This is a genomic window from Paenibacillus sp. FSL H3-0321 (genome assembly GCF_038002865.1).
In the GTDB taxonomy this organism is placed as follows: domain Bacteria; phylum Bacillota; class Bacilli; order Paenibacillales; family Paenibacillaceae; genus Paenibacillus_AQ.
This window is the reverse complement of sequence record NZ_JBBODH010000001.1, coordinates 5,633,801-5,650,436: the sequence shown is the minus strand read 5'-3', so window position 1 is coordinate 5,650,436 and position 16,636 is coordinate 5,633,801. Positions and strand designations below refer to the sequence as shown.

9 protein-coding genes and 1 pseudogene are annotated in these 16,636 nt (G+C 51.4%); 6 read left to right on the top strand and 4 right to left on the bottom strand.

Translation table 11 applies throughout. From position 1 onward, the window contains the following. Nucleotides 1-12: 12 nt before the first annotated feature. Nucleotides 13-1,911 (bottom strand): serine hydrolase domain-containing protein, encoded by a 1,899-nt coding sequence (locus tag MHI45_RS25240; protein ID WP_341119589.1) that lies wholly within the window; start codon nucleotides 1,909-1,911, stop codon nucleotides 13-15. Between the two features lie 165 nt (nucleotides 1,912-2,076). On the opposite strand from MHI45_RS25240, the gene MHI45_RS25235 reads away from it, so the two are divergent. Beyond that, complete coding sequence (locus tag MHI45_RS25235; RefSeq protein ID WP_341119588.1) at nucleotides 2,077-2,805, top strand: response regulator transcription factor; 729 nt, start codon at nucleotides 2,077-2,079, stop codon at nucleotides 2,803-2,805. Then, nucleotides 2,802-3,854, top strand: coding sequence for a sensor histidine kinase (locus MHI45_RS25230; RefSeq protein WP_341119587.1), 1,053 nt, complete (start codon nucleotides 2,802-2,804; stop codon nucleotides 3,852-3,854). Before MHI45_RS25235 ends, MHI45_RS25230 begins: the two co-directional genes overlap by 4 nt. 100 nt (nucleotides 3,855-3,954) lie before the next feature. Here the strand turns inward: MHI45_RS25230 and MHI45_RS25225 are convergent, their stop codons facing one another. Next, nucleotides 3,955-4,629 carry an HIT family protein gene (locus tag MHI45_RS25225; protein ID WP_341119586.1) on the bottom strand — a complete coding sequence of 225 codons (675 nt, stop codon included), beginning with the start codon at nucleotides 4,627-4,629 and terminating at the stop codon, nucleotides 3,955-3,957. Nucleotides 4,630-5,099: 470 nt separating this feature from the next. Further along, on the bottom strand, nucleotides 5,100-7,079 hold the full coding sequence (locus tag MHI45_RS25220) for a GTP-binding protein (protein WP_076111228.1): 1,980 nt from the start codon (nucleotides 7,077-7,079) through the stop codon (nucleotides 5,100-5,102). A gap of 240 nt (nucleotides 7,080-7,319) precedes the next feature. On the opposite strand from MHI45_RS25220, the pseudogene MHI45_RS25215 reads away from it, so the two are divergent. The 4 genes and pseudogenes from MHI45_RS25215 to MHI45_RS25200 form a co-directional block, all read left to right on the top strand. Continuing rightward, nucleotides 7,320-7,621 (top strand): annotated as a pseudogene (locus MHI45_RS25215) (SDR family oxidoreductase); the annotation flags it as partial. 82 nt (nucleotides 7,622-7,703) lie between these two features. Next, entirely contained in the window at nucleotides 7,704-8,675 is a 972-nt protein-coding gene (locus MHI45_RS25210; RefSeq protein ID WP_076111229.1) for an S-layer homology domain-containing protein, read from the top strand. A 508-nt stretch (nucleotides 8,676-9,183) separates the two neighbouring features. Continuing rightward, nucleotides 9,184-12,759 (top strand): M14 family metallopeptidase, encoded by a 3,576-nt coding sequence (locus tag MHI45_RS25205; protein ID WP_341119585.1) that lies wholly within the window; start codon nucleotides 9,184-9,186, stop codon nucleotides 12,757-12,759. 375 nt (nucleotides 12,760-13,134) lie between these two features. Further along, nucleotides 13,135-15,774, top strand: coding sequence for a cation-translocating P-type ATPase (locus MHI45_RS25200; protein WP_341119584.1), 2,640 nt, complete (start codon nucleotides 13,135-13,137; stop codon nucleotides 15,772-15,774). 131 nt (nucleotides 15,775-15,905) lie between these two features. Here MHI45_RS25200 and MHI45_RS25195 read toward each other — a convergent pair whose 3' ends face one another. After that, nucleotides 15,906-16,631 (bottom strand): hypothetical protein, encoded by a 726-nt coding sequence (locus MHI45_RS25195; RefSeq protein ID WP_076111232.1) that lies wholly within the window; start codon nucleotides 16,629-16,631, stop codon nucleotides 15,906-15,908. Nucleotides 16,632-16,636: the final 5 nt, after the last annotated feature.

Here is a 16,636-nt window from a genome sequence, read left to right as displayed (position 1 = left end):
AGCTTTTCCGGGCTACGAGAAATGGATCGATAACATATTCCAATAGTACATAAATCCTGTATAGCCGATGCAGGCAATCGCAACGAAGCAGCGTGTCAGGGAAACGACTTTTCCTTTAACAGCCTGACCGGCATTCCGCCAGAGCAAATGAAGAGCAAACAGGACAGCCACCAGAGGCAGTGATGAGACACCCCACGCATACCACGCCGGGTAGCCGAAGGTAATGGCCCCATTGCTGTAAGTCAGCTGAAGCAGCAGAAAGACGGACATGAGCAGCGAGATTGCAGTAATATGCAGCGATACAGTTCTGCGCGGCTTACTAAATAATCGCACGACATAACGGATCAACGTGACTGCCAGCAGCGCAAGGAACAGTAATCCAGGGACAATGTACACGATAAGCAAGGTGGAAGGACGCTTCCAGAAGCCCGGCTCCGGTGAGAAGGTCGTCTCCTGGATGATGGTCATTTTCCAATTATGCTGCTTGTCGATCAACAGCTGCATCCCACCCCCCTGTTCCTGAAACAATCCATCGGCAATCGGCACGAAGCTCTTCTCCGCCGTTTCTCCGCTCCCATCCGGGAATACTCCGCTCACAACCAGTTCTCCTTCGGCTGCTGTAACCTTGTAATTTCTGCCGCCCAGGAAAAACAGCCATTTGCCCCAGCCATGCTGCGGAACCTTGGCAAAGGTATAAGTCCGCTCGTATTGCTGCAAATCCTCCAAGGAATACGGCAATGGCGTCACAGCTTCCGTCTTTTTGGTTAACAGCCCGGCAACCGCATCCGTGACCTTATCGTAAGTTATCCCACCCTCTTCACCATTGCTGACAATTAGAATGCCAAGCTTCTGCGAAGGGATAAGCTCCATTTTCGCGGCGAATCCTTCGATCTCTCCGGTATGCGTCAGCACAGTGCTACCATCTGCAAGATGTCCCCGATACAGGCCATATCCTACACCGTCAACCTTCGGGTGCTCAGCAAATTGAGACTGCTGCATCATTTCAACACTGTCAGGCTTCAACAATGCCGTCCCTTGATAAACCCCTTGGTTAAGTAAAGCGATCATAAAATGGGCAAATTCATCGGGAATCACACTCAGGGCCCCGGCCCCAGGGATGTGGGGGTAAGTCGACGACACAGCAGTGTACTTTTTATTGGAATACACATAGGATTTTGCCATATCCGGGCTGCTTTCGGGAACCGTCAGGCTTGCGCTGGGCATCTTCAGGGGAGTAAACACATTCTGGAACATGTAGGCCCCTAGATCAGTACCCGCAGTCTGCTCTATCAAGTTGCCAACCAATCCCAGTCCCGCGTTGCTGTATTCGTATTCCTGTCCCGGCTCCCGCACGGGAGGCTGCTGGCGGAAATATTGCCGCAGATATTGCTCTGCCGAAAGAGACTTCTCCCGGGAGTGGGCCTGAATCTTGTAGATGGACTCGTCCAGCCCGGCAGTATGGGTAAGCAGGTGATGCAGCGTAATGGGCTGCTTTCCGAAGGATGGCAATTGATACGCGTGCAAAAAAGAATTAAGGTCATCATGCAGCGTCAGCTTCCCTTGCTCTACCAATTGCATAGCAGAGACGGCTGTGACCGTTTTGGTAATCGAACCTAACCGCATAATCGTTTTTGCAGGGTCTACAGGGATGTTCTGTTCAACATCGGCATAACCATAACCCTTGCTGAAAATAATCCGGTCTCCCTGAGTCACGACTACGGCAGATCCGGGAATATGCCGCTTCTCAAGCTCCTCTTGCATAATAGGGTCTATACTCTGTTCAAGCTGACTCGCCGATAAAGCGGCAGACACGGCAGGTGTGGCAGCCGCTTCTGCTTCATGGCCCATGAAGACGTTCATCCCCAAGAAGACAAGCGGCACTGCGAGCAATCGCTGTAATTTGTTTTTCATTTTTGCAACCTCCAGCACTATAATGGTTCGTTCTGCTTTTAGCATACCGTCCGTTTCTGTCCTGAATCTTCCCTCAATCTTAAATTCATCTTAAGATCATAAAATACGCATCAAAAAATGATAGACTGATGAAAATAGGACAACTTGAGAGGAGCGGAGCAGCAGATGAGCAGAACTGTTTTGCTGGCGGATGATGACCCGGATATTCTGGAATTACTGAGGCTGTTTCTGGAGCGGGAGAACCTGAAGGTGCTGGAGGCACTGAATGGCATCGAGGCATGGAGTTTTATACGGGAGCAGCGGGTTGATCTGGCTGTAATTGATATTATGATGCCTGAGCTTGACGGTATACAGCTGCTGAAGCTGCTCCGGACGGATTACAAGATTCCCGTTATTATTATTTCCGCCAAAAATGAGGACAGTGATAAAATTCTGGGACTGCAGCTGGGTGCGGATGATTTCATTGCGAAGCCCTTCAATCCGCTGGAGGTTATGGCCCGCATTCAGGCGATGCTGAGACGGACCTATGAATTTAACGAACCTACCGGCCAGGAGAACCCTGAGCCACCGGCTCCGCAGGAACGCACAGTCATCGGACAGCTAGAGCTGGATCACCTGGATTGTGTCCTGTACAAAGAGGGCCAAGACATTCCGCTGACGGCGATCGAATACAAGCTGCTTACCACCTTCATGGACTCCCCGGGCCGGGTATGGACCAAAAAACAGCTATTCGAACAGGCCTGGTCTGACCCTTATTATGAAGATGCCAACACCATTATGGTACATATCTCCCGGCTGAGAGAGAAGATCGAGGACAACGCCAGACAGCCGGTGTATATCCGGACCATCCGGGGACTGGGCTACAAGTTCGCCAGGAAGGATGAATTCCGGTGAAGAAAAACACGCTTTTGTCCAGGCTGGTCAAATCCTATATCTTGTTCGCATGTACACTGGCTGTAGTCGGCATAACCTTTCTGATTATGGCCATTGATGTGGAGCAGGAAACCATTACGGTCTCCGTACAGTGGCTGCTGCTCCTGCTTGTATTATTTGGCCTAAACGTCTTAATCTACAGCGTTTGGACAGCCCGGCGGATCACCAGACCTCTGGAGCAGATTGCCGGAGCCATCCGGGAGATGCGGCTGCGTAAATTTCATAAGCGGCTGGATATTCAAACTGGCGATAGCGATGAATTCGCCCAGGTGCAGATGTACTTCAATGACCTGGCTGAGTCGCTGCAGCGGACAGAAGCCGAAAACCGCAGGCTGCAGCTGAGCAAGCAGCGGATGCTTGTCGATCTATCGCATGACCTCAAGACCCCGATTACTACTATTCAGGGCTACGCCAAAGCGCTGCAGCTCGGAATGGCGGACAATGAGGAGAAAAGAGAGCAGTATTTGCAGCTTATCTATAACAAATCCCAGCTTGTCACCTCGCTCATCGACGATATTTTCCATTTGTCGAAGCTGGACAGTCCCGACTTTCCTGTATCCGTCGAGCCCGGCGATATCGCCGAGCTGCTAAGGGAAGCCGCGGCGGATTATTATCAGCAGTTCGAGGACAAGCAGTTTATGCTGCATGTTGAAATCCCGTCCCGTGAAGTGCTGGTATCTTACGATACCAATCTGATGCGGCGGGCCATCGCCAATCTTTTATCGAATGCGCTGCGCTACAATCCCCCCGGCACAGAGGTTACGCTCCGGCTTGAGCAGTCGGAGGATGTCGTGCGGCTGGCTGTAATAGACAATGGCGTAGGCATTTCCGATGAATTGAAGGCTGTGATTTTCGACCCTTTTGTACGGGGCGACGCTTCGAGAAAACGGGACGGGGGCAGCGGACTGGGACTGTCGATTGCCAAGCAGATGATGGTGCGGCAGGGCGGCGAGTTGAACCTGGACAACCGCCCAGGCCGGACTGCGTTTGAGCTGGTGCTGTACCGGTAAACAAGGTCACGGATCAAGGACAGGGGATCGGTGAAAAGCCCCCGGCTTCATCCTCCTGCCAGCCTGCGGATAAGATTATCCTTGCGGCCTCCGCCGGTGTTCACTCTTTTGGAGGCTCCCCAGGCGCTGATAACAACTCTGATGTAGTTGCTGATGCCGACTCTAGAGCTGTTGCTGGCTCTGGTAGTGCTGCTGACTCTGGTAGTGTTGCTGGCTCTGGTAGTGCTGCTGACTCTGGAACTGTTGCTGGCTCTGGTAGTGCTGCCGACTCTGGAGCTGTTGCTGGCTCTGGTGCTGTTGCTGGCTCTGGTGCTGTTGCCGGCTCTGGTAGTGTTTCCGACTTTGGTGTTGTTGCTGGCTCTGGTGCTTCCAATGCTCTGACCAGTTTTTCCTTGACCTCACTTAAGGGTCTTCCGCTCAGAAAGTCCTCCTTCGGTTCGGACCAGGCAAATCCGTCTCCCTCATACCGGGGGATCACATGCATGTGATAATGCCCCAGGTCATTAAACACTCCGCCGTTCTGGCAGATTGTAATTCCATCCGGCCGGAAGGCGCGCTTAAGCAGCTGTGACATGGTGACTGAGACACGCATAATGTGCGTTGAGGTAGCTTCATCCATCTCTTCAACATCCAGATAATGCTCCTTAGGCATAATCAGCAAATGTCCGTCATTAAACGGGGCGATGTCCAGCACACAGGCCACATACTGATCTTCATAAACAATCTGCACCTCCGGCTCCAGCCGGTTAGCGATTCTGCATCCCAGGCATTCCATACCGATTCTCCATTCTATCCATTCTACTAGGTTACTGCATCCCCCATGTGACATCCCTGCGCACCGCCATGCATCATGCGATCATCAATAATCTACTGTATTATCTACAACAGAAATGCCTGCCATTACCTGAGATTCGTGTTCTGCTGCAGTTTGTGCAGTAGAAATCAGCGGAACCCCCTTATTATTGGAAAATTGAGAAATTCAACTGCAGGAAGTGCAGCAGATTGCCATTTCCAGCTCAAAAACCAGCCATCTGCTGCATCTTTTACAATAGAATCCCTTCAGCCCCAGCCTTTCGAACTTCTAGCTTTAGCCCATCCAGCGCTTTGCCCGCTGGAAGGCGTACTCACTCGCATACGGCCGGCATAATCCTCCGCCCCGTTCTCCTTCATCCAGCTTCACTCCAACCAAGCCTCACTCCACCTAGCCTCACTCCACCTAGCCTCACTCCACTAGCCTCATCCGTTTCATCCTTGCAGCGCCTTGCGCACGCTGAGGATATATTTGGCTTGGTCGAGCGGGTTCACGCCCCGGCGAATACGCTCGGCGGTGACGTCAGGCGGGCATTCCTCGTAGCCGGCAAAAAAAGACGTGAACGTGCTGCGCCCCTTCGTGTAGGAGCTCAGGGTCACCGGGTAATCGAGTGATGTCGCCAGCGGCAGCCGGCCCTCGATGATCATCCGCTCGCCCTGCAGCAGCGGCGGCTCGAAGGTGCCGCGCATCTGCACGAGGTCGTTCATTACACGGCCGCTGTTCTCCTCCGGCACGACAATGCGTACCTGGAGAATCGGCTCCAGCAGCGTGGTGCCGATTCGGTTCAGCCCGTCCATAATGCCCATCGGCGTAGCTACGGCAAAATCCAGCGGATGGGTATGCCACACATGATGGTTCCCCTCCACCAGCGTCACCTTCAGGTCGGTCACCTCCCAGCCGTAGAGGCCTTGCTGCAGCGCCTCCGGCACCCGGCGGGCTGTCTCGTTCTGGTACTGCGGCAGCAGATCCGAGCTGCGCACCAGCGATTCATACACCAGACCGCTGCCCGGTGGCCCCGGCTCAATGAGGAAGCGCAGAATCGCCCAGCACGGCTTCGGCATCGTATAGGCGATGAAGCCTTCACCCGCGCGGCTTGGCGTCTCTTTGTAAATCACCGACGGCTGGCCGAAGGTGACCTTCAGGCCATAACGGCTTTCCATTACGCTGTCCAGCACCTCCAGCTGGATCGGGCCCATGACCTTGATATGCAGCTCCCGCTCCTCCTGCAGCCACTGGGCATCCAGCAGCGGATCTTCATCCGCCAGCTCCTGGAGCGCGCCAATCACCTTGTGGTCATCGAATTCCGTTCCCCAGAAGACACGAACAGTCAGCAGCGGCACAGCCAGCTTCGCTTCCTGCGGAATGGCATCCGGCCGGCCCAGCACATCACCGATCTGCACGCCGGAGAGCCCGTATACTACAGCGATATCTCCGGCCTCGAGTGCCCCGACATCCTCCGTCCGTCCACCCTCCACCTTGCGGATCTGCGTCACTTTGGCCTCTACATTCTGTGAGTAGTTCTTTACCGTATCACGGTTGCGTATCGTTCCATCATACAGCCTGACAAAGGCCATCCGGCCCATGCTTTTATCGCGCTGAATGTTGTACACGATGCCGGACACCGGCTGCTCCGCATCCCCTCCAGCCCGGGGAAAATAATCGATCATCGCGTCCAGCAGCTCCGTAATACCGAGGCCTTTGGCCGCGACGCCGTAGACAAGCGGGAACATCTGCCCCGAAGCTGCTTCCGCCTGCAGATGTTTTTTCCATACCGCAAGATCGGGGGAACCACCTGACATGTAGAGCTCCAGCAGCCGCTCATCTCGTTCGGCCAGCGCCTCCAGCAGCTCCGTCCGTGCCGCCGCATCTGCACCTGCCTGCCATAAATCTGAGGCCCCCGTGTATTCCTGCTCTTTGCCGACTGGCTGCTGGACCGGAATAATATCGCCGGACAGGTAGGTGCGCGCCTGGGCCAGCACAGCCCCCGGATCAGCGCCGACGCGGTCCATTTTGTTCACAAAAATCAAGGTCGGAATCCCCAGCTTGCGCAGCGCATTCCAGATCATCTCGCTCTGAGCCTGCACACCTTCCACCGCCGAGAGGATCAGCACCGCGCAGTCCATCACGCGCAGACTCCGCTCCACCTCGGACAGAAAATCGACGTGGCCCGGAGTATCCACCAGATTAACCTGCACCCCTTTCCAGGCAAATGAAGCCAGCGCCGCCCGCACCGATATTCCCCGTTGCCGCTCGACCTCCATCGAATCTGTCATAGCCGTTCCGCTATCCACACTGCCCAGCGCACGAATCCGCCCGCTTTCATATAAAATATGCTCCGTCGTGGTTGTCTTTCCCGCATCGACATGGGCAAAGATCCCGACGTTAATCCGCTCCATTCCCTGCTGCTGAATCATCTATGTTCTCCTGTCATGGTCTGAAAGTAGTAAATATAGCGCTATCATCCTTAAGTGTACTGCGAAATGGCACTTTTGTTCAATTGCAAGAGACATAGCGGTATGAGTTGCTAATAGCGCTGGTGAAGGGACCAGAAGCCTCCCTGCACCTTCCCGCATCCCCGCTTCCGGACTGGTTCATCCCCAATGAGAGGGGTATGTAGTTACTGACAGAGCAACTTTTAGGAGGAATTTATTATGGCAGGCCAGGTCGCTTTTATGAAAATGGCTGCACTGCAGCTGGCGCAATACGCCATCCGCGTAAATGCCGTCTGCCCCGGATCAATTGATAACAATATTGGAGATAATACGTACAAAAGCGATGCAATTAAGGAAGTAAAATCCCCGTGGAGTTTCCGGACGGCAGTCATCCGCCGGAGCAAGCTCCCGGCAAGCCGGAGCAGGTAGCTAATCTGGTGCTGTTTCTTGCCTCGGACGAGTCCTTTCATGTCACGGGGACGGAAATATTTGTGGATGGTGCCGAGTCGCTGCTCCGCGGATAAATGCTTTAATTACATTTAATTTGAGCTACTCTGCAACATTTTGCGGCATTCTGCCATCTAAGAGAATAAGAGGTGAGGCACAATGAAGAAGAATCAATCATTCCAGATGAACGCTAAAAAACTAACCATAGCGTGCAGCATTCTGGCAGCAAGCTTGTCTTTGGGAACATCGGCATTTGCATTTTCCGATTTGAAAGGCCATTCCGCCGAAGCCAAAATCAACACTTTGCATAAGGACGGGATTATCAACGGAGTAACCAGCGACAAGTTCGCACCGAAATCAAAGGTAACCTTCGCCCAGGGCATTCAGTTTATCGTAAGCGGACTGCAGCTGTCCCCGCAAACCGCTGGTAAAGCTAGTGATTACTTTGACAAAGTAAAGGACAAAGCCTGGTATGCTTCCGCATTCGTAGCCGCCAAGCAGAACGGCCTGTCCTTGGACAAAACCGTTGATCCGAACAGCACGATGACACGCGCCCAGTTCGCTCATTTGCTGACCCAGGCTTTGCAGAGCAAGGGCAACTTCCCGGTAACGATGATGTTTGCCAATATTTCCGATGGCAGCAAGCTGTCCACGGCGGAAATGAACAGCCTGCAAATTCTGGTTAACACACATATCGTTACCCTGGAGAAGAACAACACGTTCCGCCCATCAGAAGCCGTTACCCGCGGGGAAGCAGCGGTATGGCTCTTCGATGCAGTCAAATTTGCCAAGGAAGTCATTGAGCCGGATGGCGGAACAACAGCTCCTTCTTATAATTATGAAACGGCAGTGAAGCTGGAAAAAGCCGCTGACGGAGTAAACAAAGTTACGGTGACCGTCAGCAACCTGCCGCATCCGGGCTATGGCCTAAGCATCGACCGGATCGAATTTGGCAAGAACAAGACAGCCGTCATCTATTACAGCGTAACCCAGCCGGATCCCGGCAAAAGTTACGCGCAGGTGATCTCGGCAGCTTCCGTAGTCACCTACTTGCCGGAAGGCTATACGGCGACAGCCCAGCCTGTAACCGGCACTGCCGGTTCCTCAGTATCCTCCAGCAGCGTTCAATAATTTGCCGCTGCTGAACAAGTGGAAACGGCTTCGCTGTCCTCAACAGGACGGTATCCGTTTCAGCGAGAAATAGAAGGATAATTTATAGCGTACAGCATATAAATTCTTATATTTGAACAAAATCACCCTAACGGGTGAATAGCTTTCTAGCCAGCGGTTATTTATCCGCTGGCTTTTCTTTTCTCACCTACTGAATCTACCATCCCACATCATACGCAGTCATCGTCAATCCATATCTCAGACTCATTGATAAACCCCCTTGATCGATCCCCGGCAACTAATCTATGAAAAAGCTTCCGCTTTTGAATAAAATACTATATTATATTAAATTAAATGTATATTAAAAATATATTATGTATATTAATTCATCACACGCGATGTGATTATGACATAATCATGGTAGCATTGCCGTGCGAATCTATTGGAGGGATGCATAAACCTGCAGACGCTGGAGTAGTCCGTTTTACTAGAAAGCCTACAAATAGAGAGAACTACTGGGAGGTAAATGATGTCTAAGAAATTATTATCCTTATTAATCGCGTTAACCCTGACGTTGTCCGGAATCCTTCCGGCAGCCTATGCCGGTGAAGTTGCCGCCGAGGCACAGCCTCAGGTTCTAACTGCACCGGCATCCACGGATTCCGGCTTATCATCTACGGTTTCCTCGGAAGTCTATCAAACTTCTGTTCCTTCAGTATCGACAGCAGTCTACCAAGCCTCAATGACCGAGGCCAGAACACTGCCGGTAACATTGACCCTTCCCGATGGTCTGACAGCAGACCAAATCACCTGGAATTTTGGCAGAACGGCGGAAGAGATGAAGCCGCTAACACAGTGGAAAAAATGGAACAACGCTGCTAACGTTAGAGCATATACGGGTGACCCGTTCGTAAAAGTAAGCTATGAGACTGTCTCACCTTCTACAGTAACTGCTCTGGTATACTTCGATATGCCATTCGGGTCCAACCTGTCACTTAGCGGCATCCGGGCCGAGTATGTGAAGCTTGCAGGTGTATACAACCTGACGGCGACCGCTCCTGACGGAGATGCGCTGGTACAGCAGCAAGTGAAGCTGAACCCGTATGATACCTATCATACATATGATGAGATCAAACCGGCGATTGATACAATCACTGCCGACAGCAACAATAAATACGGCCGTTATGTGGAGTATCAGCAGATCGGAACGTCCACACAAGGACGGGCGATCCACTTCTCCATCGTAGCCAAGGACAAAGCGTCCGTAGACCAATATTTGAATGAAACACTGCCGCTGATGAACAATGATCCTGCTGCATTGCAGGAGATGATCAAAAACGGCCAGTTGCAGGACTATAAAGTACCCATCTGGCTGAATAACATCCATGCGGATGAAGCCAATGGCGTAGACGTTATTATTAAGTTTTTGGATACGCTGATGACCGAGAAAATCGTAAACTATGATACGACCAATGCTGACGGCAATGTCGTTCCGGTTACACTGGACATTGACAAGGCGCTGGACAATGTGATTTTCCTGCTCGACTATGTGGAGAACCCGGATGGCCGTGCTTTGAACACACGTGCGACTTCAACGCTGCTTGACCCGAACCGCGACAATTCCTACCAGACCCAACCGGAGACTCAGGCTGTTACAGCACAAATCGCCAAGTGGACCCCGCTGAGCTTCCTGGATATGCACGGGTTCGTGAGCGGCTTCCTGATCGAGCCATGCACACCACCGCATGATCCAAACGTCGAATACGATCTGGTCATGGACAATTTGATTGAGCAGGCCACAGCAATGGGGAATGCCGGGATCGCCAACACCAAATATGAGGAGTACCACATTCCTTATCTGGAAGCTGAGAAATTAAAGAATGACCCGGATTATGCCGATCCTTATGGCAATGCTACCGGATGGGATGATGCTTCACCGGCTTACACTGCTGTCTATGCGATGCACCAAGGTGCCCTTGGACATACCATTGAGGTGCCGGAGCTGAATGAGGATTCCCTGAATGCCTTCTATTATGCAACTCTGGCTGCCACTAACTATGTGCAGGACAACAAAGAGAAGCTGTTCCTGAACCAACTCGAAATCTTCAAACGCGGCTTGAACAATGAAGACAACAAAGCAGTTGACCCGTATTTGGTAAATGCTAAATATGAATCGGTCGGCCGTGAGCGTGAAACGGAAGAAAGTAACTTTTTCCCTGAATATTATGTGCTTCCAGTAGCCAAAGATCTGCAAAAGAACGAGCTGGAAACATACAAAATGGTGAAATACCTGCTTCGTAACGGAGTGAAGGTAGAGCAGACAATTACTCCGGTAAACGCGGATGGCGTCACTTATCCGGCAGGAACCTATGTGGTGAACATGCATCAGGCCAAACGAGGCTATGCCAACCTGGTTCTGTATGACGGACTGGATGTATCCGACTTCGATGCGATGTATTCCGACACCGTACAGAATTTTGCGGACATGCGGGGATTCAACCGGTACATCAGCCGCAGCGCTGGTGCATTCTCCGGCAAGACACAGCAAGTTAGCAGCATCGTCATTCCAACGACAGATCTGAATCAATACCGTTTTGAGCAAAATTACGTCATCCGCAACAGCAACAACGATGCGATCAAAGCGGTTAACGATTTGCTTGCGAACCAAAAAGCAGTAACCCTGCTCTCGAACGATGGACCCGGCTATGAAAAAGGCAGCTTCCTGGTCTCCAGATCAAACCTGAGAACAGTAGCATCCAAATACTTGCTCGACCTAGTGCCATTCAGCGCATCAGGTGACAAGACAGGCAAACTGCTCAAGCCAGTGAATGTTGGCATTGCCGCAGCACCTTCCTTTATCGTGGCCGATCTTGGATTTAAGGTAACTTCCGATGCTGCTGCGGCAGACGTCCTCGTTAATACAGGTACAAACCTGATTGCCAGCGGCAAGCCGTTCATCGGATATGGACGTACAATGCTCAACAGCCTTAAATCTCTGAATATCTTACCGGGCCTGGATTACTCCAATCCGGTGAACCAATCGAACAGATCCGCAGCACATGAAGGCTTGTTCAAAGCAACCGTCTCGCAAGACAGCGTAATTACTGCTCCTTATGCAGACAATGAATACCTGTATACCGTATCTGCCGCTTATATCACGGCTGTTCCGGAAGGCGCTGAAGTGCTGGCGGAATACGGAACGGGCGATGATTTCTTCAAAGCCGGCTGGTGGCCGAAAAGCGATGCTGCCAAGGGTCAGGTGCTGGCACTGGATTATCAAACGGACAGCATCCATGTGACCTTGTTCGCGAACGATCTGCTGAACAAATATCATCCGCAGAACCAGTTCAGATTACTGGCGAACGCGATCTATGCCTCCGCTCCGGCAGCTACGGAAGCAGACGGTATGGATAATGGTGCGCTTGAGCCCGCTCCGGCTACACCGACTTACCCGGATACTAGTGTGCCAGCTCCAACCCCAACGCCAACCGTAACACCGGCTCCAACTGTAGTTCCGGCTACACCACAGCCGACAGCTGCACCAGCTCCAGCGGTCAATTTCACGGATCTTGGCACAGTAGCCTGGGCAGAAGCTGCTATCAAAGAATTGACGGCTAAAGGCATCATTAACGGTGTAGGCAGCAACTCATTCGCACCGCTCAAAGAAGTGACCCGTGCTGAATTCATCACCATGATCGTCCGCGCCTTTAACCTGCCGCTGGAGAACGTTTCGGCTGACTTCAGTGATGTAGCAACTTCGAATTGGTCTTACAGCTATGTTGCTGCCGGTGTCAACAGTGGGCTGATCAACGGTGTTGGCGGAGGCAAGTTCGAGCCTAACCGCTCCATCACGCGTGAAGAGATGGCGATCATCGCCGCGAACGCACTGACGAAGTTCAAAGGCAAATCGGTTACCGATGCTGATGCGCTGCTTGCGAACTTCAAAGACAAATCGAGTATTGCTTCCTATGGTAAAGACGCAGTTGCTCTGCTTACCCAGGAAGGCATTGTGAAAGGCATGACAGCCGACACATTTGCGCCAAAAGGTATTGCCAACCGCGCGCAAGCCGCTGTCATTATCAGCAACATCATCAACCTGCAATAGTCCGAAGGGATGATTGCCGTGAATGTGAACAGGGATGCCCCCAGCCGCAATGGCTGAGGGGCATCCCTGTTTGTCGTAGAGTAGTTACGTATCACCCGGGTAAATGAGATTACTGTAAGCGAAAGTTCCGCCTTCTCCACTTGACTGCCTTTATCCATCTCCCAAAATCCACATTGCAATAAGATTGCATCTGGAACTAATTGAAACTTGCTCCGGGTTGAATCGTAAGTTTTAAGATAGGTCTTGAAGTCTACTGGTTAGATGAACTAATAAATCATACTTGCGTAAACACGTAGTTATGTGCTCTAGTGCAGTAAATCGAAACTGATGAGACCTGAAACGAAGACACCCCACAGCAGAGAGGAGCTATCATTAGTGGAGTATTACCGCAAAAGTGTAGCAGACAGTTTACAGGATGTGCAGAGTTCAGCTAACGGGCTTACGTCGGCAGAAGTCGACAAACGCCTGCAAAATGATGGTTACAATGAATTAAAAGGAAAGAAAAAAGATCCCATCTGGAAGCTTTTTCTTGAAAACTTCAAGGACCCTATGGTGGTCGTACTGCTTATAGCGGCCATCGTCCAGATTGTTATGGGACAAGTTATGGAGTCGCTTATCATTTTCCTCGTGTTGATTCTCAATGCAGTTATAAGTGTTATCCAAACCCGTAAAGCGGAGAGTTCACTCGACGCCCTGCAGCAGATGTCAGCACCCGAGGCCAAAGTGCTGCGGGATGGAGCTTTACAAACCGTCCCTGCAAGGGAGCTTGTTCGCGGTGATATCGTATTGCTGGAAGCCGGCGATTTTGTACCTGCCGACGGCCGGATTATAGAATCGGGAAGCTTGAAGATAAATGAAGGCATGCTGACCGGGGAATCCGAGGCTGTTGAGAAACATACGGATACCATCCCTAAGGAATCTCCGCTCGGAGACCGCCGCAATATGGCGTTCAGTGGTTCCTTGGTTGTATATGGCCGTGGAACCCTTATGGTAACGGACACCGCACTGACTACCGAAATCGGAAAAATTGCTGAACTCATTGAAAGCGCCGAAGCCAAGCAGACGCCGCTGCAACGCAAGCTCGAAACATTCAGCAAGCAGCTGGGCGTAGCCATTATACTGCTGTCCATTTTGATCTTTGCCATCCAGGCCGGACGTGTTTGGCTGTCGAATGACACAGTGGATACAACGGAAGCCATCCTGAATGCGCTAATGTTTGCAGTTGCTGTAGCAGTCGCTGCAATTCCCGAAGCTCTTTCCTCAATCGTAACCATTGTCCTCTCCGTAGGTACGAACAAGATGGCTAAGCAACATGCAATTATCCGTAAGCTTCCGGCCGTCGAGGCCCTTGGATCAACCAGTGTCATCTGTACGGACAAAACCGGCACCCTAACCCAGAATAAAATGACGGTTGTAGATTACTTTTTACCGGAAGGTGACCGTGATCAATTCAACAAGCAGCCCGATGAATGGTCTGAGGAAGCCCGGCGTCTGCTACATATTGCTGTGCTCTGTAACGACTCTAACATTAATGAGGATGGTAAAGAGCTGGGGGACCCGACAGAAGTGGCACTTATTGCCTTCAGCAACAGTAAGAATAGAGATTACAGGGAAATACGCGACAATTTCCCCCGCGAAGCCGAACTTCCTTTTGACTCAGACCGCAAGCTCATGACTACCCTGCATACGTTTAACGGGCAAAAAGCAATGATTACCAAAGGCGGGCCGGATGTGCTCTTTGGTCTATGCACGCATGTACTGTTAAGCGGAAAAGAAGTGCCGGTGACCCCGGAAGTTCTCGAACGTTTCATCGGAGCCAATGAGGAGTTCTCTAGCAGAGCACTGCGTGTACTTGCCTATGCTTACAAAACTGTGCCAAATACGGTCACTGAAGTCGGACTGGAGGATGAACAAAATCTGGTGCTGGTAGGTCTGACAGCTATGATTGATCCCCCTCGGGAAGCCGTCTACGGCGCGATCGCAGAATCCAAGAAGGCTGGAATCCGGACCATCATGATTACTGGTGATCATAAGACAACCGCACAAGCGATCGGTCGCGATATCGGCCTGATGACAGAACATGAAATTGCCGTAACCGGCCAAGAGCTTGATGTCATGTCCGACGAAGAACTCGATCATAAGCTTGAGCAGATTGGTGTGTACGCCCGAGTCTCCCCGGAGAACAAGATCAGAATTGTCCGGGCGTGGCAGCGGAAAGGCAAAATAACAGCCATGACCGGTGATGGCGTAAATGATGCTCCTGCCTTGAAGCAAGCGGATATCGGAGTTGCCATGGGCAGTGGAACCGATGTTGCTAAAGATGCGGCTGCCATGATTTTGACCGATGATAATTTTGTATCTATTGTCAATGCTGTATCTGTGGGCAGAACGGTATTCGACAATATCAAAAAAGCGATCGCCTATTTGTTTTCCGGCAATCTGGGTGCGATTATCGCCATCCTCTTTGCCCTTATCTTCGACTGGATTAATCCCTTCACGGCGATACAGCTTCTATTCATCAATCTGGCGAATGATTCTCTGCCCGCCATTGCTCTCGGTATGGAAAAACCTGAACCTAATGTGATGAGCAGAAAACCAAGAGAACTCAAGGAAGGAATTTTCGCCGGAGGAATGATGCAGGCAATTATTACCCGTGGTCTGCTTATAGGGATAGCCGTAATCATATCCCTGTATATCGGACTTCAGAATTCACCTGATATGGGCGTAGCCATGGCGTTCACAACCCTGATCTTGTCTCGTACACTTCAGACCTTTGCCGCCCGCTCAAACAGTCAAACTTCTATTGAAGCTGGCTTTTTCAGCAACAAATACGTCATTGGAGCCGTGTTGGTCTGCTTTGCCTTTTACGGCATCGCGGTTTTGCCTGGAGTCAGAGCAATCTTCTCTATTCCGGCTTCGTTCGGGATGTCAGAATGGCTGATTGCAGGCGGCCTGGCACTCGGTGCCGTCATCCTAATGGAATTGACGAAGCTGGTTCGCAGAGCGTTCACATAGGGATATCTCAAAAACTATGTAATTCCCACTAAAGCAAGCTGAAATGGATCACAATACAGAACAGAGATTCTCCAATGATGGGGAATCTCTGTTCTTCTCTTCTGATTGTGGTTTGAGTTCATCTAAGGCTTTTATGGCGTCCACTGATCGTGAACGATGCCTACAAGCGCGCGATCTTCGCCCATCTTCTCGAAGACCAGCCGCAGGCTGCGCCAGTCCATCCCTTCAACAGAAGGATCGATACCGTCGATATGGTACTCCACGAAGTCGTGAGTTTCCTTCGGATAAACTTCGTTGATATTGTTAACTGTCGTTCCTTGCCCCAGTCCTTTATTCAGGGCGATTTCGGCATCACCGGCAAAGTCTGCATCATATACAAACTGCTTAAAGTATTCTGCAAAGGTCAGCTTAATCAGTTCACCTGAACCGGCGAACTCCCGCCACTCATATTTCGTGTTGTCTTTCATTACCCCCTCTAGCTTTTCACGGGTAAAGACCAGATCCTTCTTGGGATCGACATATGCATAGGGTGAGAAGCGGACGCCTTTATCCGGGTGAACCCAGGCCGCGAGCGACTCCATATCACTGTTCTTCAGCGCCTTCATCACCGTTGCGGCAGCTTCCAGTGCCGTTGGAGGCATCCCTTCCTCAGGTTCTGCCGGTGCTGTCGGATCAGCCGATTCTTCCGGTGCAGCGCTTGCCTCCGGGCTTGATGTTGGACTGGTTTGAGCTTGTTCCTGTGACTGCTGCGGTGCCAATGTGGCCTCCGGTTCTGCTGCTGGTGTCGTGCTGCAGGCTGCAAGGAGCAGCATTGCAGCCACCAGTGCGAACCTTCCAAAAGTTCTTGCCGTGTACATGAATT

Coding starts and splice junctions, on each gene's coding strand:
- MHI45_RS25225 (WP_341119586.1), bottom strand. CDS start 4,629: ATGGAATGCCTGGGATGCAGAATCGCTAACCGGCTGGAGCCGGAGGTG.
- MHI45_RS25220 (WP_076111228.1), bottom strand. CDS start 7,079: ATGATTCAGCAGCAGGGAATGGAGCGGATTAACGTCGGGATCTTTGCC.
- MHI45_RS25210 (WP_076111229.1), top strand. CDS start 7,704: ATGAAGAAGAATCAATCATTCCAGATGAACGCTAAAAAACTAACCATA.
- MHI45_RS25235 (WP_341119588.1), top strand. CDS start 2,077: ATGAGCAGAACTGTTTTGCTGGCGGATGATGACCCGGATATTCTGGAA.
- MHI45_RS25205 (WP_341119585.1), top strand. CDS start 9,184: ATGTCTAAGAAATTATTATCCTTATTAATCGCGTTAACCCTGACGTTG.
- MHI45_RS25240 (WP_341119589.1), bottom strand. CDS start 1,911: ATGAAAAACAAATTACAGCGATTGCTCGCAGTGCCGCTTGTCTTCTTG.
- MHI45_RS25195 (WP_076111232.1), bottom strand. CDS start 16,631: ATGTACACGGCAAGAACTTTTGGAAGGTTCGCACTGGTGGCTGCAATG.